19 protein-coding genes are annotated in these 18626 nt (G+C 63.3%); 13 read left to right on the forward strand and 6 right to left on the reverse strand.

Annotation, left to right across the window (positions count from 1 at the left end):
* Nucleotides 1–122: 122 nt before the first annotated feature.
* The 4 genes from phnC to phnE (AC1DX4_RS10405) all read left to right on the forward strand — a co-directional run bounded on the left by phnC (nucleotide 123) and on the right by phnE (AC1DX4_RS10405) (nucleotide 4389).
* Nucleotides 123–980: a phosphonate ABC transporter ATP-binding protein gene (phnC, locus tag AC1DX4_RS10390; RefSeq protein ID WP_477220224.1), complete on the forward strand. Its 858-nt coding sequence runs from the start codon at nucleotides 123–125 to the stop codon at nucleotides 978–980.
* A 102-nt stretch (nucleotides 981–1082) separates the two neighbouring features.
* Nucleotides 1083–1991, forward strand: a complete 909-nt coding sequence (phnD, locus tag AC1DX4_RS10395; RefSeq protein WP_477220225.1) for a phosphonate ABC transporter substrate-binding protein — start codon at nucleotides 1083–1085, stop codon at nucleotides 1989–1991.
* A gap of 55 nt (nucleotides 1992–2046) precedes the next feature.
* On the forward strand, nucleotides 2047–3018 hold the full coding sequence (gene phnE, locus AC1DX4_RS10400; protein WP_477220226.1) for a phosphonate ABC transporter, permease protein PhnE: 972 nt from the start codon (nucleotides 2047–2049) through the stop codon (nucleotides 3016–3018).
* A 3-nt stretch (nucleotides 3019–3021) separates the two neighbouring features.
* Nucleotides 3022–4389, forward strand: coding sequence for a phosphonate ABC transporter, permease protein PhnE (gene phnE / locus AC1DX4_RS10405; protein ID WP_477220227.1), 1368 nt, complete (start codon nucleotides 3022–3024; stop codon nucleotides 4387–4389).
* A 76-nt stretch (nucleotides 4390–4465) separates the two neighbouring features.
* On the opposite strand, the gene AC1DX4_RS10410 is transcribed toward phnE (AC1DX4_RS10405), so the two are convergent.
* From AC1DX4_RS10410 to AC1DX4_RS10420, 3 genes are read right to left on the reverse strand one after another with little or no spacing between them, the layout of a single operon-like run.
* Complete coding sequence (locus AC1DX4_RS10410) at nucleotides 4466–5317, reverse strand: sugar phosphate isomerase/epimerase family protein (RefSeq protein ID WP_477220228.1); 852 nt, start codon at nucleotides 5315–5317, stop codon at nucleotides 4466–4468.
* A gap of 43 nt (nucleotides 5318–5360) precedes the next feature.
* Nucleotides 5361–6548 (reverse strand): Gfo/Idh/MocA family protein, encoded by a 1188-nt coding sequence (locus AC1DX4_RS10415; RefSeq protein WP_477220229.1) that lies wholly within the window; start codon nucleotides 6546–6548, stop codon nucleotides 5361–5363.
* A gap of 11 nt (nucleotides 6549–6559) precedes the next feature.
* Complete coding sequence (locus tag AC1DX4_RS10420; protein WP_477220230.1) at nucleotides 6560–7615, reverse strand: sugar phosphate isomerase/epimerase family protein; 1056 nt, start codon at nucleotides 7613–7615, stop codon at nucleotides 6560–6562.
* 401 nt (nucleotides 7616–8016) lie between these two features.
* On the opposite strand from AC1DX4_RS10420, the gene AC1DX4_RS10425 reads away from it, so the two are divergent.
* The 5 genes from AC1DX4_RS10425 (at nucleotide 8017) to AC1DX4_RS10445 (ending at nucleotide 12277) form a co-directional block, all read left to right on the forward strand.
* Nucleotides 8017–8904: a sugar phosphate isomerase/epimerase family protein gene (locus AC1DX4_RS10425; RefSeq protein ID WP_477220231.1), complete on the forward strand. Its 888-nt coding sequence runs from the start codon at nucleotides 8017–8019 to the stop codon at nucleotides 8902–8904.
* 60 nt (nucleotides 8905–8964) lie between these two features.
* The gene (locus AC1DX4_RS10430) at nucleotides 8965–10134 is read left to right on the forward strand and encodes a mandelate racemase/muconate lactonizing enzyme family protein (RefSeq protein ID WP_477220232.1); all 1170 of its coding nucleotides are present in this window, start codon (nucleotides 8965–8967) and stop codon (nucleotides 10132–10134) included.
* A gap of 2 nt (nucleotides 10135–10136) precedes the next feature.
* On the forward strand, nucleotides 10137–10856 hold the full coding sequence (locus AC1DX4_RS10435; protein ID WP_477220233.1) for a FadR/GntR family transcriptional regulator: 720 nt from the start codon (nucleotides 10137–10139) through the stop codon (nucleotides 10854–10856).
* Nucleotides 10857–10858: 2 nt separating this feature from the next.
* A complete protein-coding gene (locus AC1DX4_RS10440) occupies nucleotides 10859–11851 on the forward strand; it encodes a hydroxyacid dehydrogenase (RefSeq protein ID WP_477220234.1) in 993 nt (330 codons plus the stop codon).
* A gap of 141 nt (nucleotides 11852–11992) precedes the next feature.
* Nucleotides 11993–12277: a hypothetical protein gene (locus AC1DX4_RS10445; RefSeq protein WP_477220235.1), complete on the forward strand. Its 285-nt coding sequence runs from the start codon at nucleotides 11993–11995 to the stop codon at nucleotides 12275–12277.
* Nucleotides 12278–12302: 25 nt separating this feature from the next.
* On the opposite strand, the gene AC1DX4_RS10450 is transcribed toward AC1DX4_RS10445, so the two are convergent.
* The gene (locus AC1DX4_RS10450) at nucleotides 12303–13598 is read right to left on the reverse strand and encodes an amidase (protein ID WP_477220236.1); all 1296 of its coding nucleotides are present in this window, start codon (nucleotides 13596–13598) and stop codon (nucleotides 12303–12305) included.
* Between the two features lie 115 nt (nucleotides 13599–13713).
* Between AC1DX4_RS10450 and AC1DX4_RS10455 the strand changes: the two genes are divergently transcribed.
* Nucleotides 13714–14061, forward strand: coding sequence for a GFA family protein (locus tag AC1DX4_RS10455; RefSeq protein WP_477220237.1), 348 nt, complete (start codon nucleotides 13714–13716; stop codon nucleotides 14059–14061).
* A 16-nt stretch (nucleotides 14062–14077) separates the two neighbouring features.
* On the opposite strand, the gene AC1DX4_RS10460 is transcribed toward AC1DX4_RS10455, so the two are convergent.
* Complete coding sequence (locus AC1DX4_RS10460) at nucleotides 14078–14986, reverse strand: SDR family oxidoreductase (protein WP_477220238.1); 909 nt, start codon at nucleotides 14984–14986, stop codon at nucleotides 14078–14080.
* 96 nt (nucleotides 14987–15082) lie between these two features.
* Between AC1DX4_RS10460 and AC1DX4_RS10465 the strand changes: the two genes are divergently transcribed.
* A complete protein-coding gene (locus tag AC1DX4_RS10465) occupies nucleotides 15083–15661 on the forward strand; it encodes a TetR/AcrR family transcriptional regulator (RefSeq protein WP_477220239.1) in 579 nt (192 codons plus the stop codon).
* A gap of 38 nt (nucleotides 15662–15699) precedes the next feature.
* Here AC1DX4_RS10465 and AC1DX4_RS10470 read toward each other — a convergent pair whose 3' ends face one another.
* Complete coding sequence (locus AC1DX4_RS10470; protein WP_477220240.1) at nucleotides 15700–16914, reverse strand: MFS transporter; 1215 nt, start codon at nucleotides 16912–16914, stop codon at nucleotides 15700–15702.
* A 184-nt stretch (nucleotides 16915–17098) separates the two neighbouring features.
* On the opposite strand from AC1DX4_RS10470, the gene AC1DX4_RS10475 reads away from it, so the two are divergent.
* Nucleotides 17099–18070, forward strand: a complete 972-nt coding sequence (locus tag AC1DX4_RS10475; protein WP_477220241.1) for an AraC family transcriptional regulator — start codon at nucleotides 17099–17101, stop codon at nucleotides 18068–18070.
* Nucleotides 18071–18190: 120 nt separating this feature from the next.
* Complete coding sequence (locus tag AC1DX4_RS10480; protein ID WP_477220242.1) at nucleotides 18191–18622, forward strand: DUF4437 domain-containing protein; 432 nt, start codon at nucleotides 18191–18193, stop codon at nucleotides 18620–18622.
* Nucleotides 18623–18626: the final 4 nt, after the last annotated feature.

Consider the following 18626-nt stretch of genomic DNA (forward strand, 5'->3'; position numbering starts at 1 on the left):
GGCGCCGGTCCTCACGCCTGTGGAGCGTAACAAAACTGACATGCTGGCGACACGGCAGGTTCATGTGGCTGCGTTAGGCGAGAGCCTAACGATCAATAAGGCCCGGACTGGAGCCCAGCCCCATGTCAGCAAGCTCTGCCACACTCGAAATCCGCGGCGTCAGCCGACGATTTGGCAAGAACACCGCCGTCAACGATGTCAACATCTCGATCCCGCAGGGTCAGATGGTTGGCGTCATTGGCCGTTCGGGCGCCGGCAAATCGACCCTCCTTCGCATGATCAACCGTCTTGTCGACCCCAGCCAGGGGTCGATTTTTTTTGACGGCGCCGAGGTCTCCCAGCTGCGCGGCTCGCCGCTGCGGCGCTGGCAGCGCGACTGCGCCATGATCTTCCAGCAGTTCAACCTGGTGCCGCGCCTCGACGTGCTGACCAATGTGCTGCTTGGCAAGTTGAACCACCGTTCGACCCTGTCCAATCTTCTCGGCATGTTCTCGCGCGCCGAATGCGCCGAGGCGGTCGCCGCCCTTGAGCGGCTCGACATCGCCCGCACCGCGCTTCAACCCGCCGGCACCTTGTCTGGTGGGCAGCAGCAGCGCGTCGCCATTGCCCGCGCCCTGATGCAGCAGCCCAGGGTGATCCTCGCCGACGAGCCGATCGCCTCGCTCGACCCGCTCAACGCCAAGGTGGTGATGGATTCGCTGCAGGACATCAATCTGCGCGAAGGCATCACCGTCGTCACCAATCTGCACACGCTCGATACCGCGCGCACCTATTGCAACCGCATCATCGGCATGGCTGCCGGCAAGGTCGTCTTCGATGGCCCACCGGAAGAGCTTAACCGCGAAGCCGTGCGTCTCGTCTATGGCGCCGACGGCAATGGCGGCGAAATCGCCGAGGCCATCACCTCGACCAGCGTTGCCTTCAAGCAAAAGATTGCAGCATCCGCCGGACCGCTCGAGCCTGCATTCCCAGGCTACTGAGTTCAACAAAGAGCGGCTCGGATCGTCCGCCCACGTCAAGGGCACCTGTCAAAATCGATAACGCTGCCGGCGCGGGGCCGGAACCTACAGGAGAGATAACAGATGTTCAGGAAGATGGTTCTCGGCGCCGTTTCGGTGCTCGCCATGGCCACCAGCATGGCCCACGCCGCCGATCTGAAGGAATTCCGCGTCGGCATTCTGGGCGGTGAAAACGAAACCGACCGGCTGCGCAACTACCAGTGCCTGGCCGACCATCTGAAGACCGAATTCGGCTTCGAGAAGGTCTCGCTGTTCCCCGCCGCCGACTATGATGGCGTCATCCAGGGCCTGCTCGGCGGCACGCTCGACTTCGCCGAACTCGGCGCTTCCGGCTACGCCAGCGTCTACATCAAGGACCCGAAGGCGGTCACCCCGATCCTCACCACCCAGCAGACTGATGGCGCCACCGGCTATTATTCGATCGGCCTGGCGCTGAAATCCTCCGGCATCACCGACATCAAGTCGGCCAAGGGCAAGAAGCTCGGCTATGCCGATCCGGATTCGACCTCCGGCTATCTGATCCCGCTGACCCAGATTCCGAAGGACACCGGCGCCTCCAACGAGACCTATTTCGCCTCGACCCAGTTCAACGGCGGCCATGAGAACAACATCCTGGCCGTGCGCGACGGCAAGGTCGACGTCGCGGTCGACGATTCCTCCGGCATCGGCGATTTCAAGAACGGCTACACCTCCGGCACCTTCCACAAGGAAGTCGCCAAGGGCGCCGTCGACCCCAACGACTTCGTCGAAGTCTGGCGCTCGGGCCTGATCCCGAACGGCCCGCTGGTCGTGCGCGCGGCGATTGGCGACGAGATGACCGCCAAGCTCGCCGCCTTCTTCACCGACCTGCCGAAGAAGGACAAGGCTTGCTTCGAGGGCGTCGAAGGTGGCGATTTCACCGGCTACGTTCCGGTGAAGCCGGACTTCTACAACGTCATCGTCGAAGCCCGTAAGGCAGCCATCGGCGGCTAACGGCGAAATCGGAAAGGGCGGCGCCGAAAGTGCCGCCCTTTTTGCATCTCCGATCATGACCCTTTCCGTGACAGCCCCTTCTTTGACAGCCTCTTCTGGCGCCACCCACCAGTTGGCCGAGGCCTGGCGACGCCAGACGTCGCTGCGCCGGTTCTATACGGTGCTTGGCGTCGGCCTGCTGCTCGCCGCGATGTTCGCCAGCATGTGGTTCGCCGACGAGGCCAATGCCGGCCATTTTTTCGACCGGCTGCCGCATATTCTGGATTTCCTGAGCTGGCTCGTCCCCAAGGACTGGAACGACGTCTGGCGGGCGCTGTTCGACATTGCCTCGCCGCATGACACCGGCACGCAGGAATTCAACTTCCCGCTCGGCCGCGTCTATGTCTGGGGCGGGTTCTACGTCCCCGAATATTTCGAGCTGATGCTGACTACGGTGAACATGGCCCTGGTTTCGACCTTCATCGGCTTCATCTTCGCGGTGCCATTCTCGTTCATCGCAGCGCGCAATCTGACGCCCCATCCGCTGCTGCGGCTGATCGTCAAGCGCTTCATGGAACTGCTGCGCGCCTTTCCCGAGATCGTCATCGCCGGCCTGTTCGCGGCCATCGTCTCGATCGGCCCGATCGCCGCCATCATCGCCATCGGCCTGCATTCGATCGGCGCACTCGGCAAGCTGTTCTACGAGGTCAACGAGAACATCGATATGCGCGCCGAGGAAGGTCTGCGCGCGGTCGGCGCCAACTGGTTCGAGCGCGTGCGCTTTGCCGGCCTGCCGCAGGTGCTGCCCAATTTCATGTCCTACACACTGCTGCGCGTCGAGATCAATGTCCGCGTCTCGACCATCATCGGCGCCGTCGGCGGCGGTGGCATCGGCGAGGAGTTGAAGCTGTCCATCTCGCGCGGCTTCGGCGCCAAGACCCTGGCGCTGGTGCTGCTCCTGTTCACCACCATCTTCATCATCGACCAGTTTTCCGCCTGGCTGCGCCGCAAGCTGGTCGGCGAACAAGCCTTCATGATGGGGGCGTAAATCATGGCGACCATGACCGCCGAGGAGATGCTGTCGATCACGGAACGCTATCCCCTGGTGTTCCGGCGGCCGCTGTACAAGCGCTTCGCGCCGCTCTTCCTGTTCGTCGGCATCCTGACTTACCTCATCTATGTCCTGTGGTTCTTCAGCCTGCCGCAAGTGTTGCGGGAATCGCACTGGGAGCGTCTGCCGCTCTTCCTGACACAATGGGTCAGCTACGATTTGCAGCCTGAGTTCCGGCTCGACCAGCCGGAGATCACGCCCAAATACCCGCGCTTCTCCGCGCTGGGCGAAAACCCCAACCCAGACTGGGTGATCAAGAACCCGGACGGCACCTTCACCGTGCTGATCGACGGCCCGGCAAAATCCGTCACCTTCGACAAGGCTCAGGCGACGATCGTGGCCAACGGCCAGACCGTGCCGGTTTCGCTGACCGGCGGCAAGCCGGTGATCACAGGCCCGGTGCCGGACTGGATCACCGCGCATGATGACGAGGTGGTGGCCAAGATGGGGTTCGTCGGCGAGGTGCGCGTCACCGTCGACCGCGTCAAGGTGCGCAAGCGCTTCCTCGGCTGGGCGAATTTCGTGTTCGACACACGCTCGCCCTTCTTCGGTAAATCAGCGGGAGAAGTGGTTTCGCTGATCGTGTCCGGGCCCGAACTGAAGCCGGGCACCTCGAACCTGGCGCTGGCCGGCGACAACATCTGGAACAACGCCCAGTGGCAGCATGGCGACGTCTGGACGAAGCTTTTGCAGACCATCGTCATGGCATTTCTGGGCACGCTGCTTGGCGGTATCGTCGCCTTCCCGCTCGCCTTCTTCGCCGCCCGCAACATCACGCCGAGCGGGGCGCTCAGCCAGGTGCTCAAGCGCTTCTTCGACTTCATGCGCTCGGTCGACATGCTGATCTGGGCGCTGTTCTTCACTCGCGCCTTCGGCCCCGGGCCGCTGGCCGGTAGTGCCGCGATCTTCTTCACCGAGATCGGCACGCTCGGCAAGGTCTATTCGGAAGGTCTCGAGAACATCGACGACAAGCCACGCGAAGGTGTGTTGTCGACCGGCGCCAACGGCCTCCTAGTGCAACGCTACGGCGTGATGCCCGAAGTCATTCCGGTGTTCATCAGCCAGACGCTCTACCAGTGGGAATCCAACACCCGTGGCGCCACCATCATCGGCGCTGTCGGCGCCGGCGGCATCGGCCTGAAATTGTGGGAAGCGATGCGCACCAATTCCAACTGGGCCAACGTCTTCTACATGGTGCTGCTGATCCTGCTCGTCGTCTTCATCTTCGACAACATCTCGAACTTCCTGCGCCGCCGGTTGAGCCGGACGATCCACGACTACAACAGGATACAGGCCGAGCAGGGTTAGGCGCCTCGCAACGAAAATTTTGACGCCAACGTTTGGTAGGTTTCTAAACCCTCGCCAGCAACGCGCAGCCGCGCCCTCACCCCGCCTTCTTCCACCCGTTCTTGATATGCTTGTACCCGTCCCGATAAACCGCTTCCGGAGTTTCCGCGAAATCGCGCCACACCTTCGTCGCCGCCGCCAGATCCTTCAGCGAACGCCCAAACGACTCGATCGTCAGCCAGTCGTCATAGCCGCTCTTGCGGATCGCCGCGAACGTCTCTTTCCACGGGATGTTGCCGCGCCCCGGTACGCCGCGATCGTTCTCCGATATGTGGATGTGCACGACATTCCTGCGGTGCTTCGTGTAGGCGCCGATCGGGTCGGCTTCCTCAATATTGGCGTGGAACGTGTCGTACATCGCCTTGATATGCGGCCTGCCGATGGCATCGATATGCTCCGACAGGTCCGCCATCGTGTTCATCAGATAACATTCGAAGCGGTTCAGCGCCTCCAGCCCGATGGTGACGTCCCGCTTGCCGGCATGGTCGCCGATAGTGCGCTGCGAGGCGACCGAACGGTTCTTCTCGGCGGGTGTCGGCCCGCTGCCGGAGAAGGCGCCGAGCGTCGAGTGCAGCGGCCCGCTGAGCGTCCTGGCGCCAAGCGCATCAGCGCAATCAACAGCCCATTTCATGTACGCGATACCGGCCTTGCGGGTCGCGGTATCCGGCGAGATCAGGTTCATTGAAGGATCGCCCATCGCCGAGACCGCGGTCCGCTCCAGCCCGATACGGTCGAGCAGGTCACCGAGCTTTTTGTAGTCGTCCGGCACACCGGCGAAGATCGGTATCTCGACGCCATCGAAGCCAGTCGCCTTGATGTCACGAAGCAGCTTCTCGTGCTTCTTCGACACCGCCGTCGTCCACAAAAACATGCACATGCCGATTTTCATCGACGCCCCTCCCCCCGTTTGATCCCCCCGGATCGTTTTTGTTTTAGAGTTTCGTCCACGCCCCATTCTTCTTCGATGACTTCACGCAGGCCTCGATGAAGGCCATGCCTTCGACGCCATCCTGGATGGTCGGGAAGACGACATCCTTGGGCGGCTTGCCGCCCTTGCGTCGTGCAGCCCGGATCGCCCGCGCGGCTTCCTGGTAGATGTTGGCAAAACCTTCGAGATAGCCCTCCGGGTGGCCTGACGGCACACGGCTGACACGGCCCGCCACCGGCAGCGCGCCGGCGCCGTTGCGGGTGATCAATTGCTTGGGCTGGCCGAACGGCGTGTACCAGAGATAGTTCGGATCGGCCTGCACCCATTCAAGCCCGCCCTTCGAGCCATAGATGCGCAGCTTCAGCCCGTTCTCGTGGCCGGGCGCCACCTGGCTCGCCCAGATCATACCCTTGGCCGGATGCGTCTTGCCGGTGGGCTTGAAGCGCAGCATGACGTTGACATTGTCGTCGAGCAGCCGACCCGGCACGAAGGCATCGAGATCGGCCGACAACGAGTCAAGCTCCAGCCCCGAGACGAAGCGAGCGAGATTATAGGCATGCGTGCCGATGTCGCCCAGCGCGCCGCCCGCACCCGCCTGTTTCGGATCGCCACGCCACGAGGCCTGCTTCTGGCCGGTGGCGGCGAGGTCCTCGGTCAGCCAGTCCTGCGGATATTCCGACTGCACGATGCGGATGTCGCCGAGCACGCCCTTGGCCACCATTTCGCGTGCCTGCCGGATCATCGGATAGGCGGTATAATTGTGGGTGAGCACGAACACCTTGCCGGTCTTCTCGACCACAGCGGCGAGTTTCTTCGCCTCGGCCAGCGTCGTTGCCAGCGGCTTGTCGCAGATCACGTGGATGCCGGCCTCTAGGAAAGCCTTGGCCGCGGGCACATGGACATTGTTCGGCGTGACGATCGCCACCGCCTCGATGCCGTCGGGGCGCTTGGCCTCTGCCTTGGCCATCTCGGCATAGGAGGCGTAGCTGCGGTCCGGATCAAGCCCGAGCTCGGCTGCCGAAGCCTTGGCGCGCTCGGGATTCGCCGACAGTGCACCGGCGACCAGCACGAAGTCATTGTCCAAGCGCGCCGCGATCCGGTGCACCGCCCCGATGAAGGCGCCTTGCCCGCCGCCGACCATGCCATAGCGGATCGGGCCGCCTCCCGTTTCCGACTTCGATGCGCCAACCATTTTCTTCTCCGTTAAATTCCCATCATCGCGCGCAGCAGCTTCTTGTCCGTGGTGCCGCTGGCAAAATCGTCGAACGCCCTTTCCGTCACGCGGATGATGTGGTGCTGGATGAAGGGCGCGCCTTCGGCAGCACCGTCTTCGGGATGCTTCAGGCAGCACTCCCATTCCAGCACTGCCCAGGAATCATAATTGTACTGCGTCAGCTTGGAGAAGATGCCGCCGAAATCCACCTGCCCGTCGCCCAGCGAACGGAAGCGGCCGGCACGGTTGGTCCAGCTCTGATAGCCGGAATAGACGCCTTGCCGCCCGGTCGGATTGAACTCGGCGTCCTTGACGTGGAAGGCCTTAATGCGCTCGTGATAGATATCGATGAATTCGAGATAGTCGAGCTGCTGCAGCAGGAAGTGTGAGGGGTCGTAGTTGATGTTGCAGCGCTTGTGGCCGCCGACCGCGTCGAGGAACATCTCGAAGGTGGCGCCGTCGAACACGTCCTCAGAGGGGTGAATTTCGTAGCCGACATCGACGCCATTGTCCTCATAGACATCGAGGATCGGCTTCCAGCGTTTGCCGAGTTCGCCAAAGGCCTCCTCGATCAGTCCGGCCGGCCGCTGCGGGAAGGGATAGAGGTAAGGGAAAGCCAGCGATCCGGTGAACGACACCGAGACATTCAGCCCGAGATTGCGCGATGCCTTGGCGCCGAACTTCATCTGTTCGACCGCCCATTTCTGCCGCGCCTTTGGGTTGTTGTGCACCGAGGCCGGCGCGAAGCCATCCATCTGCGCGTCATAGGCCGGGTGCACCGCCACCAACTGCCCCTGCAGATGTGTCGACAGTTCGGTGATCTCGACGCCGGCATCGGCACAGATGCCCTTCACCTCGTCGCAATACGTCTTGGAGGAGGCCGCCTTCTTGAGATCGAACAGCCGCGCATCCCAGGTCGGGATCTGCACGCCTTTGTAGCCGAGACCGGCGGCCCATTTGGTGATCGAGGCCAGCGAATTGAATGGCGCTGCGTCACCCGCGAACTGCGCCAGAAACAGTCCAGGACCCTTCATTGTCGTCGGCATCGGCATCCTCCCTCATTGTGTCTTGACCAAGCATAGCGCCGATTGAAAGCAGGGCCAGCCATTTTGGTCTTTTCGCACCGGGCGCTTTGCAGGCACTGCCATTCTGGTATTACCAAATAGGGGAATTTGGTCAAGCCTGACAATGCACCGGCAACGCCCTCTGCATGGCCAAAGTATCGGCATATATCGCAATATAATCAACGGAATAATTCGCACAAAAAGTTGCGTCGCCGCACTTCTTGCCGTTCCAGGTAATTTGCTGTAGACCTCGCTTCAGGCCCAATTGGTCGAACCAGTTTGCAGGAAAAGGCTGGGGATGCCTTGGGGAGGAACCCTTGCGTCGTCTTTGCGCGATGCATGTCGCAGGCAAACCATACGGACGAATTTGGGAAGGACAGACCATGCATCTTTCGACGCACAACTGGATGCGCGCGGAGCCCTTGGAGACGACGCTCAAGCGCATCAAGAAATTCGGCTATGAGTCGATCGAGATTTCCGGCGAGCCCGAACAGTACAAGACCAAGGAGACGCGGGCACTCTTGAAGGAGCATGGCATCCGCTGCTGGGGTGCGGTGACCTTGATGCTGGGCGAACGCAACCTTGCCGCCAGGGACCAGGGCCAGCGCGAGCGCTCGGTTCAATACGTCAAGGACGTGCTGACCATGGTCAGCGAGCTTGATGGCGAGATCATCACGCTCGTTCCCGCGACCGTCGGCAAGGTGGTGCCGGACGGTACCGAGGAAGAGGAATGGAAGTGGGTGGTCGACGCGACCCGCGAATGCTTCACCCATGCCAAGAAGGTCGGCGTCAAGATCGCCGTCGAGCCGCTGAACCGCTTCGAGACCTATCTGTTCAATCGCGGCGCCCAGGCGCTGGCGCTGGCCGACGCGGTCAGCCCCGAATGCGGCGTCTGCCTCGACGCCTACCACATCCACATGGAGGAATTTAACGTCCATGACGCGATCCGTCAGGTCGGAAAGCGGCTGTTCGACTTCCATGTCGCCGACAACAACCGCTTCGCCGCCGGCCTCGGCCAGATCGACTGGCCCGCGATCGTCGCCACCTTGAAGGAAGTCGGCTACGACGGCGCGCTGACCAACGAATTCGTCGCTCCGGTCGACCGCACGCCGGCAGCACCCTACCCCGAAATGGTCGAGCGCCACCCGGTCGACATCTCGCCCGAGCAGCTGAAGTTCATCCAGGATCACGGCTCCAGCGTGCTGACCGAAAAATTCTACACCAACCAGATGCGCATCACCGCCGAAACGCTGCTGCCGCTGATCAAGTAGTCGACTGCTTCTGGGAAATTTGCCCTTCCGTCCTGGCAGGCGGCAGGGCTGGGGAAAGACATGCGCATCAAGACCGTCCAAGCCTGGTGGGTCCGCATCCCGATCGAAGCCGCGAAGCAACATCGCAGCGACTTCGGCCAGGTGACGACCTTCGACGCCGCCATCCTGCGCATCGAAACCGATGACGGGCTGGTCGGCTGGGGCGAAGGCAAGAACGCCGCCGGCAGCGCCGGCAGCTACGGCGCGCTCGTCCATATGCTCAACCACGAGGTCGGCCCGCAGCTGATCGGCCGCGATCCGGCCGATATCGGCATCATCTGGGAGATGCTCTACAATGGCGTTCGCCACGACAGTGCCGCGCGCGCCGGCCACGCCATGCCGCAACTGGCACGGCGCGGCATGAGCATCGCCGCCATCAGCGCCGTCGACATCGCGCTCTGGGATATTTTGGGGAAGTCGCTCGGCGTGCCGGTCTGGCGGTTGCTCGGCGGCCGCAAGCTCGACCGCATGCAGGCCTATGCCTCCGGCGGCTGGGCGTCGGCCGATGCAATCGGCGAACAACTGAAATCCTACATCGCCCGGGGCGGCTTCAAGGCGCTGAAGATGCGGGTCGGAGCCATGGATGGCGCCGCGCACATTTCCGCCGGCCGTGTCCGCGCCGCGCGCCAGGCGCTCGGCCCCGATGTCGAGCTGATGGTAGACGCCCACGGCACCTATACGGTGGCCGAAGCCAAGCGCTTCATCCACCTCGTCAACGACCTCGATCTCGCCTGGTTCGAGGAGCCTGTGATCGCCGACGACAAGCCGGGCATGGCCGAAGTGCGTGCCTCCGGCGCCGTGCCGATCGCCACCGGCGAAAGCGAGGCGACGCGTTATGCCTTCCGCGACCTCGCGGTGCTGAAGGCAGCCGATATCTTCCAGCCCGATCCTGCCTTCTGCGGCGGCATCAGCGAGGCGATGAAGATCGGCACCATCGCCAGCGCTTTCAATTTGCGCTTTGCGCCGCATCTGTGGGCCGGCGCCCCTTGTTTCTTCGCCGGCTTGCATGTTTGCGCCGCCTCGCCGTCGAGTTTTACGATCGAATATTCGCTCGGCGCCAACCCGATGATCCATGATCTGATCGAAGAGACTGTCGAAGCCAAGGACGGTATGATAGCGATCCCGGAAAAGCCCGGATTGGGATTCACCATTTCCGAGCGATTCCTGGAGGCGCACGCGCAACGCAGTTGACGATGAAAGAAAAGAACCTCCTCGCCGAACTCGCCGCCTACCTGTTCTCCCACTCGGACAGCGAGACCGGCCGCACGCCGTCGGAGCGTGAGCTGGCGGAGCATTTCGGCGTCAGCCGCGGCCAGATCCGCGAGGCGCTGGCCATCCTGGAAGCCATGCGCATCGTCGAGCGCCGCGCCAAGTCCGGCATCTATATCGACACCAAGCAGGCCAGCGTCGAAGCGCTGGCGCTGTTCGCGCGCGCCGGGCTGCCGCTTGATCCCTTGCAGATCTATGAAACGGTCGAGCTGCGCAAGATCCATGAGATCAAGGCCGCCGAGCTCGCCTGCTCGCGCGCCACCGAGGAGAATTTCGAACGGCTGAGTGAGATTCTCAAGGCTTCCGAGGAGCGCATCGCCGCCGGCGAAGGCCTCGCCAAGGAAGACCGCGAGTTTCACCTGGAGATCGTGCGCGCCACCAAGAACAGCGTCTTCCACAACATCTGCAGTGTCTACTATCTGATGGGCGAACAGCGCCTGCCGATCTACTTCAACGATCCCGAGCGCAGCGTGCGCTCGCATGCAGAGCACGTGCAGATCTACGAGGCGCTGCTGCGCCGCGACGGCAATCTCGCCCAGGCGCTGATGAGCGCCCATCTGCAAGGGGCGGAGAGCTACTGGAAGGGCCTGATCGAAGGCGGCAAGGCGGTTGCGCCGCCAAGCCCGGCACTCGAAAAGGCCTGAGAGTGACGCAGACCGTGCCGAAGATCCTGTCGACCCATCCGCTGCATCCGCGCGCCGCGGCCAAGCTGGCTGGCGCTGGTCAACTCGTCATCGCCTCGGCGCTCGATCCCGCCACCTTGACCAGAGAGGCGAAGGACGCCGACATCGTTATCGTGCGCGCGCATCTGCCGCCACAGCTTTTCGAGGGCGCCTGGAAGCTGCGGGCAGCGATCCGCCATGGCGCCGGGCTCGACATGATCCCGATGGAAGCAGCGGCCGCCGCCGGCGTGCTGGTGGCCAACGTGCCGGCGGTCAATGCGCGTTCGGTTGCAGAGCATGTGATGTTCACCGCGCTGGCGCTGCTGCGGCAATTCCGCAGGGTCGACCGCGATTTGCGCGCCAAAGGCTGGCTCGCCGGCCGCGAGCACGCCAATTCCAATATCGAGCTTGCCGGCAAGACCATCGGCATCGTCGGCCTCGGCGCCGTCGGACAGGCCGTCGGCCATATCGCGGCGCACGGTTTCGACCTGAAGGTGGTGGCAACGACGCGCAGCATGCAGCCGGCGCCGGAGAAAGTCGGCTTCCTGTCGATCGACGCGCTGGTCGAGCAGAGCGACATCATCGTGCTCTGCTGCCCGCTGACGCCGGAGACGCGCGGCCTGATCAACCGCGAGCGCATCGCCCGCATGAAGCCCAATGCGCTGCTGATCAACGTTTCGCGCGGGCCGGTCGTCGATGACGACGCGCTGATCGAAGCCTTGCGGGAGCGCCGCATCGGCGGTGCAGCACTCGACGTTTTCTCGACGCAACCGCTGCCGTCAAATCATTCCTATTTCAGCTTCGACAACGTCATCATCACCCCGCATATGGCAGGGATTACCGAGGAATCGATGATGCGCATGGGCGTCGGCGCGGCGGGCGAGGCCCTGCTGGTGCTGGCGGACAAATTGCCGGTCAATCTGCGCAATCCGGAAGTGGTCGATCATTACCGGCGGCGGTTTCCGCTCGACATATAGCGGATCGCGGTTTCGCCCCAATTCTCCGCGACGTTGAGAGCTATGTCCGGTCTTCGCCTCGCATTTCTGATTGCTTCGTCCATCTGCGCCTTGCCGGCATTCGCCGCGGCGGAGAGCAGCTAAGTCTATTGCGACAACGGATTGCGTTGCTTCAAGGCGCCCTGCCCGTCGAACAGCGCGCTCGACCTTGCCACCGGCGCGATCATCAAGGGTGTGTCGATCGACACCAACGGATTGCCGCAGGCCGACAAGGCGATAATCGATCAGTCCGACGCGCTTTACAGCGGAAAGATCGTCGTCAGGGGCTCGATCGAGCGTCGTACCCAGACCATCACCGGCAAGGATTACAGCCTGCCCTGGCTGGTCGCGACCCGCATCGTGCGCACCGCCAAGGACAGTGAGCGCAAGCACTGCTCGTCGCCCTGACCCACTCCTAGCCACTCACAGCCGATCAGCCGCGCAGCAACCTCTCCACTTCAGCGGCAATCTGTAGCAGATGCCGGTCGAGGCCATTGCGCGCCACCAGCATCAGCCCGGCCGGCAGGGCCATGCCGGGCATCGGCAGCGAGATCGCGCAGAGGTCGAACTGGTTGGCGACCTGTGTGTTGCGCAAGAGCAGGCCTTCAATATGGTCGCGCAACTCGACATTCTCGGCCATGGAAGCGATGGTCGGCGCCGTCACCGGCGTGGTTGGCAGAGCCAGCACATCGACCGATGTCAGCCGCTCGTCCATGGCAGCAGTCAGAGCAGTGCGGCGGCGCAAGGCCCTGATGTAGACCGGCGCCGGCAGCATCGCCGCCCGCGACAAAGGCCCGCTGACATGCGGGTCCACCGGCACCCCTGCGCCCGTCGCCAGCCAGTCGGCATGGATCTCGGCCCCTTCCATGGCAGCGATCGAACCGCGCTTGGTCGCCGCGCGCAGCTCAGCGATCATGTCGTCGATCGACAGATCCGCAATGCGCGCGCCGGCCTGTTCGATCTTGCCGAGACAATGCTCGAACGCCGCCGTGACCTCGCTTTCCGTGTCGCCGAAAAGAACGCCGCGCGGAATACCGACGCGAAGCCCGGCGAGCGGAATGGCCGCCAGCTCTGTCGGCACGTCGCCAGCCATCACCGCATCAGCGGCGGCACATTGCGCGACGGTTCGGGCGAGCGGCCCGATCGAGTCCAGCGTGCCCGACAGCGGAAAGGCGCCAGAGAGCGGCACGCGCCGGGCCGTCGGCTTGAAGCCGACGACACCATTGAGCGCCGCCGGAATGCGGATCGAACCGCCGGTATCGGATCCGATCGAGATGTCGCTCGTCCCCTCCCCGACGGCAACGCCGGCACCTGAGGACGAACCGCCGGGGACACGGCTCGCCTCGGCGGCATTTCCTGGCGTGCCGTAATGCATGTTGTCGCCAATCGCGGTGAAGGCGAATTCGGTCATGTTGGTCTTGCCGATGATGACCGCACCGGCCTGCCGGAGCCGGCTGACGATGGCCGCATCACGCAGCGCGGGTGCAGCGGTCTTGCGCATCAGCGAGCCGGCCGTGGTCGCCTCGCCGGCGACATCGAACAGATCCTTGATTGAGACGATGGTGCCGTCGAGTGGTCCGAGCGTCACGCCGGCGCGGCTGCGGGCATCGCTGGCGTCAGCCGCGGCACGCGCCGCTTGGGCATAGAGCTTGGTGAAGACCTTCTCGCCGGCCGCACGATTGGCAAGACGTGACAGGATGATTTCGAGACGATCGCGGATTGATTGCATGTCGGTGTCGGACTCCGCCAAGCTAGAGCGTCTTTAAGGCAAGCAGCCGTTCGGCCTGCGGAAGGGATAGCCCGGCCAGCGTGCCTTTGCACCTGCCAGCGATAGGAAGATACTGATGCTGTACAAAGGCAGCTGTCATTGCGGCAAGGTCGCCTTCGAATTCAAGGCGGAACTGACCGGCGCCATCAGGTGCAATTGTTCGATCTGCTCGCGCAAGGGCGCCTTGTTATGCGCCATCCCGCATGAGGGCCTGACGGTCCTCGCCTGGGGCGATGATCTGGGCAGCTACACATTCGGCAATCAGGCCATGGCACACCGCTTCTGCCGCAGCTGCGGCATCCACCCATTCGCCGAGGATATCGGCGAAGGCGGTGAACGCAGCGCCTACATCAACCTCAACTGCGTCGCCGATGTCGACCCGTCAACCCTGTCGATCCTGGATTTCGACGGGCGTTCGGCCTGAGCGATTCCATATTGCCTTACCGATAACCCGTAGCGTCGGCGGGTTTGCCGGCGTCTTGGACCTCTGGCACATAGCGCCAGGCATCGGGCCTCGAACCGTCGAGATCGGTAAAGCCATAGACCTGCGCCAACCCACCGCTAGACAGCGACTGCCCGTTCCAGCGCGAGCGGTCAGGGTCTGCGGCCAATGCGGCAACGGCCCGCCCGACAAAGCGCGGTGTCTCAGAAATGACGAAATGCGGTACCGTTGCCGTGGCCTCGCGCCAGTTCTCTTCGCGCACTCCAAAGGCCTCCAGCATCATCTCCGACCGTAGCCAGCCGGGCGTCAGCGAGACCGAGGTGGCGCCATGTTTTGCAAGGTCCTTGGCGTGAGCCCATGCCATGCGGTTCACCGCGACCTTGGCAAGGTCGTAGAAGGGCGACAGTCGGTAGTGGTCGGCATTGTATTCGGCGGTGCCGTCCGTGACTTCGACCAGCAGTCCGCCTGGCTGCTCGATCATAAGGGGGAGCGCATGATGGGCAGTGATCAGATGCGTGTCGATGGCCAGCCGCAGCATGCGCAAGCCATTCTCCAGATCATGCTCCCAGACCGGCTTGTCCCATTCGAACAGTTTTTCGCCACCCCAGATGTCGTTGACCAATATGTCGAGGCGCCCCTGTTCGGTGCGGATGCGCTCGACCAGACTGCGCACATCGTCTGCCACGAGATGATCAACCTGCACGGCGATGCCCCTGCCGCCATTCGCCGTGACCATTTCCGCCGTTTCCTCGATTGTCTCTGGCCGCGCATACTCGGATTGTTGGGCGCGCGTGCTCCGGCCGGTGACATAGACCGTGGCGCCAGCAGCACCGAGTTCGACCGCTATGCCGCGCCCCGCACCACGCGTTCCACCGGCGACCAGGGCAATTTTCCCTTGCAACGTCATTAGTCTCTCCCAAAAACGAAACCATCGACAAGCGGGGCTGGTCCGCGCCGCCTGCATCATATATAAATGATCATTCGGTTATATTGGAATGTCAAGATGACCCGACCCAAAACCCGGTCCGACGAGCAGGTGCTGGAGGCAGCCCTTCGCCTGATCCATGAACATGGTCCGGAGGCACTCACTTTCGAACGGCTGGCAAAGGCTTGCGGCCTGTCCGGCGCGACATTGGTGCAACGCTTCAAGAACAAGGCGCAGTTGAAACAACGCACCCTTTTGCATGCCTGGGACGGTCTCGACGACAAGACTAGAACACTGGGCGCCGCCGTTGCCCGGACCCCGGCCGGCGCCGTCGAATTGCTGGTGGCGCTGTCGCAAGGTTATGGCGGCATCGAATCCTATGCCGACGGCCTGCTTGTCCTGCGCGAAGATCTGCGTGACCCGATGCTGCGGGCGCGGGGCGCGGCCTGGAAGGCATCTCTGTCCAAAATCCTTGCAGATTGCTTTACGGAGATGTCCAGCCCGCCACAGGACGTCGGCCTGCTGATGGCCTCGCACTGGCAGGGCTCGCTCTTGTGGTGGAGCTTCGATCCGACGATGAATGTAGCCGCCTATGTCGACGACAGTCTCAACCGCTTCGTCGTTGCCGTCACAACGACAGCGACCCGAAAACCGTGATGGTTCTCGGGCCGCTGGATAAGTCAGAGATGAGAGGGCTACTCGGCCGGCTTCGGGCCGCGCAGGAACACCACGATGGCCGCCAGCAGCGTTGCCGCGCCGCAATAGGCGAAGGCGCTGGCGACACCGGCATGGTCGACCAGCAGGCCGCCGAAGACGGCGCCCAGCGCAATCGCCACCTGGAAGGTCGCCACCATCAAGCCGCCGGCGCTCTCGGCCTGGTCGGGCGCTGCCCGCACCAGCCAGCTCTGCAGCCCGACCGGCACCGCGCCGAAGGCAAAGCCCCAGGCCGCGACGGCAGCCGCGGCGATCGTCGGCGAGGCGCCGAAGATCAGCATCGAGGCTGCCACTACGGCAATCAGCAGGGGCGCCAGCGCAACCGCGGCCTTGAGGTTGCGCTCGGCCAGGATGCCGCCGACGATGTTGCCGAAGAAGCCGCCTACGCCATAGGCGAGCAGAACCAGCGAGATCGTCTCGATGTTGAGCACCGGCACCTTCTCAAGGAAGGGCCGAACATAGGTGAAGCCGGCAAAGTGCCCGGACGCAACCAGTAGCACGACCAGCAGGGCCACCCGGATCGACGGCCGCTCGAGCACCTCAAGCAAGGTGCGGAAGCTCGCGACACCCACAGGCGGCAGCTTCGGAATGGCCGCTACCTGCACCAGCAATGCCAGCGCAGCGACGACTGTCGCGATCATGAAGGCCGTGCGCCAGCCCCAGATGTCGCCGACATAGGCGCCGACAGGAGCAGCAGTGACCGTGGCCAGCGAAACGCCGGTCAGAATGATCGACATGGCGCGCGGCATCAGCCGCATCGGCACCAGCCGCAGCGCCATTGCCGCCGACATCGCCCAGAAGCCGCCCAGCGCCACGCCGAGCACGACGCGAGCCAGCAGAAGCATGGGCAGTGACGCGGCAAAGGTGGCCACAAGATTGGACAGGATGAGGAACGACGTCAGCATCCACATCACCAGCCTGCGGTCCATGCGCCTGGTGATGATCGCCATGGTCGGTGCGGCGATCGCGGCAACGATCGCGGTTGCCGTCACCGCTTGTCCCGCCACGCCTTCCGTGACGCCGAGATCGCGCGCCATTGGCGTCAGCAGGCTGGCGGGCAGGAATTCGGCGGTGACCAGTCCGAACACCCCAAGCGCCAGTGATACAACGGCACCCCATGCCGGCTCGGTTCGTTCATCGGTGTCTGCGGGGCTCAGAAGTGTGGCGTCGATGACGCCTGTCGCGGGTTCGGCCATGGTCAGTCTCCGATCTGTTTGCGGCATCACATAGGCAATGACCGCCCGCGGCTTCCACCCGTTTCCATGCCTTGCCGTCACGGCTTGGCTATGAGGTCGGCCTTGGCTTGGTTGCGGCGCAGCATTTGGCTGCACTGCAACATAGGGAGTGACGCCATGGCGTTTCCATGCTAGAAACACCGAAATGACCTACAATTCGTCCAAAGCTGCTTTGCCCGCGTCCGGTGACCCGCTGACCGACATGCTGCGCGGCTTGCGCCTCGACGGCGTCGACTATGGCCGCTGCGTGCTTGGCGAGCCTTGGGCCGTTTCCTTTCCCGCGCAGAAAGCGGCACGGTTCCATTTCATCGGGCAGCAAAGCTGCTGGCTGTTCTCGCCGTCGAAGGAGTGGATCGAGCTGTCGGTTGGTGACGCGCTACTGATCCCGCGCGGCGACGAGCATATTCTGGCCAGTGCGCCGGGCGTGCCGCCCGTTCCGATCGGCCGCTACTCAATCGAACCGGTATGCGAGAACATCTACGACGTCTCGAACGGCTGCGATGGCTGCAAGACGTTGTTGTTCTGCGGCAGCATGCACTTCAACCTCGACGGCTCGCACCCCCTGCTCGACATGATGCCCAGTCTGATGCAGGCGCATAAGTTGATGACCAACGCGCCGGGCATCCAGCATTTGCTCGATGCCATGGCCGGCGAAGTGACTATGGACCGGGTCGGCTCCGGCGGCATTCTGGCGCGCCTTGCCGACGTGCTCGCCGCCACCATCATCCGCTCCTGGGTGGAGAATGGCTGTGGCGATGCCTCAGGCTGGATTGCCGCCGTCCGCAATCCCGATGTCGGCAAGGTGCTCGCCGCGGTTCATCTGCAGCCCGACCGCGACTGGACGGTCGAGGCGCTGGCCAGGATGATGGGCGCTTCGCGCTCCGCCTTCGCCCAGCGCTTTGCCACCGTCGTCGGCGAAACGCCGGCCAAATACGTGCTGCGCGTGCGGATGCACCAAGCGCGGCAATGGCTTACCCGCGACGGTTTGAGGGTGTCAGTGGCGGCGGCGAAACTAGGTTACGATTCGGAAGCCTCCTTCAGCCGCGCCTTCAAGCGGGTGATGGGCGTGGCGCCGAGCCACCTGCGCAACATCGGTAACGGCGACATCCACACCTGAGATTCGGATTCGGTACGTCCCGTCATCCCTCTCTGGACTGGAGAAATTGCCAAATCTTTTGGACGGCATGTCATTGCACGCCGGCCGTACCGCCATAGTCTGGCAGGCGGAGAAACCGCCATGCCCAATCGTTCTGCATTTCTAGTGCTCGCCACTCTGTGCGTCTTTCCCACTCGCGCCTTCGCCCTCGAGGACAGCTATCTGCCGGCCGACAAGATCCCCTATGTCGCCGAAGTGCCGGATCAGCCGCACCGCCTTGGACCGCTGTGGGGCGAAAGGGCCAAGGGCCCGGCCGGCACGTTGCTGAAGGTTCCCGGCAACTGGCGGGCTCCCGTTCATGCGCACACCGCGGACTACCGCGCCGAGGTCATAAAGGGGCTGTGGGCGCATTGGCAGATGCAAGGCGGCGAAGCGACCAAGGTCGAACTGCCTCCGGGATCCTACTGGACCCAGAAGGCCAATGAGATGCATGACGACGCTTGCCTGTCCGACACGGAGTGCGTGATCCTGCTCATCAACGACACGCCTTACGAGACCTACATGGCAAAGTGATCGA

It is taken from the genome of Mesorhizobium sp. P3_A8 (assembly GCF_056402995.1).

What these genes read in the sequence shown, in the direction of transcription:
- AC1DX4_RS10455 (WP_477220237.1), top strand. Translation starts at nt 13,714, where the DNA reads ATGCTGTACAAAGGCAGCTGTCATTGCGGCAAGGTCGCCTTCGAATTC.
- AC1DX4_RS10430 (WP_477220232.1), top strand. Translation starts at nt 8,965, where the DNA reads ATGCGCATCAAGACCGTCCAAGCCTGGTGGGTCCGCATCCCGATCGAA.
- AC1DX4_RS10425 (WP_477220231.1), top strand. Translation starts at nt 8,017, where the DNA reads ATGCATCTTTCGACGCACAACTGGATGCGCGCGGAGCCCTTGGAGACG.
- AC1DX4_RS10460 (WP_477220238.1), bottom strand. Translation starts at nt 14,986, where the DNA reads ATGACGTTGCAAGGGAAAATTGCCCTGGTCGCCGGTGGAACGCGTGGT.
- AC1DX4_RS10410 (WP_477220228.1), bottom strand. Translation starts at nt 5,317, where the DNA reads ATGAAAATCGGCATGTGCATGTTTTTGTGGACGACGGCGGTGTCGAAG.
- phnE (WP_477220226.1), top strand. Translation starts at nt 2,047, where the DNA reads ATGACCCTTTCCGTGACAGCCCCTTCTTTGACAGCCTCTTCTGGCGCC.
- phnE (WP_477220227.1), top strand. Translation starts at nt 3,022, where the DNA reads ATGGCGACCATGACCGCCGAGGAGATGCTGTCGATCACGGAACGCTAT.
- phnC (WP_477220224.1), top strand. Translation starts at nt 123, where the DNA reads ATGTCAGCAAGCTCTGCCACACTCGAAATCCGCGGCGTCAGCCGACGA.
- AC1DX4_RS10475 (WP_477220241.1), top strand. Translation starts at nt 17,099, where the DNA reads ATGACCTACAATTCGTCCAAAGCTGCTTTGCCCGCGTCCGGTGACCCG.
- AC1DX4_RS10420 (WP_477220230.1), bottom strand. Translation starts at nt 7,615, where the DNA reads ATGCCGACGACAATGAAGGGTCCTGGACTGTTTCTGGCGCAGTTCGCG.
- AC1DX4_RS10480 (WP_477220242.1), top strand. Translation starts at nt 18,191, where the DNA reads ATGCCCAATCGTTCTGCATTTCTAGTGCTCGCCACTCTGTGCGTCTTT.
- phnD (WP_477220225.1), top strand. Translation starts at nt 1,083, where the DNA reads ATGTTCAGGAAGATGGTTCTCGGCGCCGTTTCGGTGCTCGCCATGGCC.
- AC1DX4_RS10470 (WP_477220240.1), bottom strand. Translation starts at nt 16,914, where the DNA reads ATGGCCGAACCCGCGACAGGCGTCATCGACGCCACACTTCTGAGCCCC.
- AC1DX4_RS10450 (WP_477220236.1), bottom strand. Translation starts at nt 13,598, where the DNA reads ATGCAATCAATCCGCGATCGTCTCGAAATCATCCTGTCACGTCTTGCC.
- AC1DX4_RS10415 (WP_477220229.1), bottom strand. Translation starts at nt 6,548, where the DNA reads ATGGTTGGCGCATCGAAGTCGGAAACGGGAGGCGGCCCGATCCGCTAT.
- AC1DX4_RS10435 (WP_477220233.1), top strand. Translation starts at nt 10,137, where the DNA reads ATGAAAGAAAAGAACCTCCTCGCCGAACTCGCCGCCTACCTGTTCTCC.
- AC1DX4_RS10465 (WP_477220239.1), top strand. Translation starts at nt 15,083, where the DNA reads ATGACCCGACCCAAAACCCGGTCCGACGAGCAGGTGCTGGAGGCAGCC.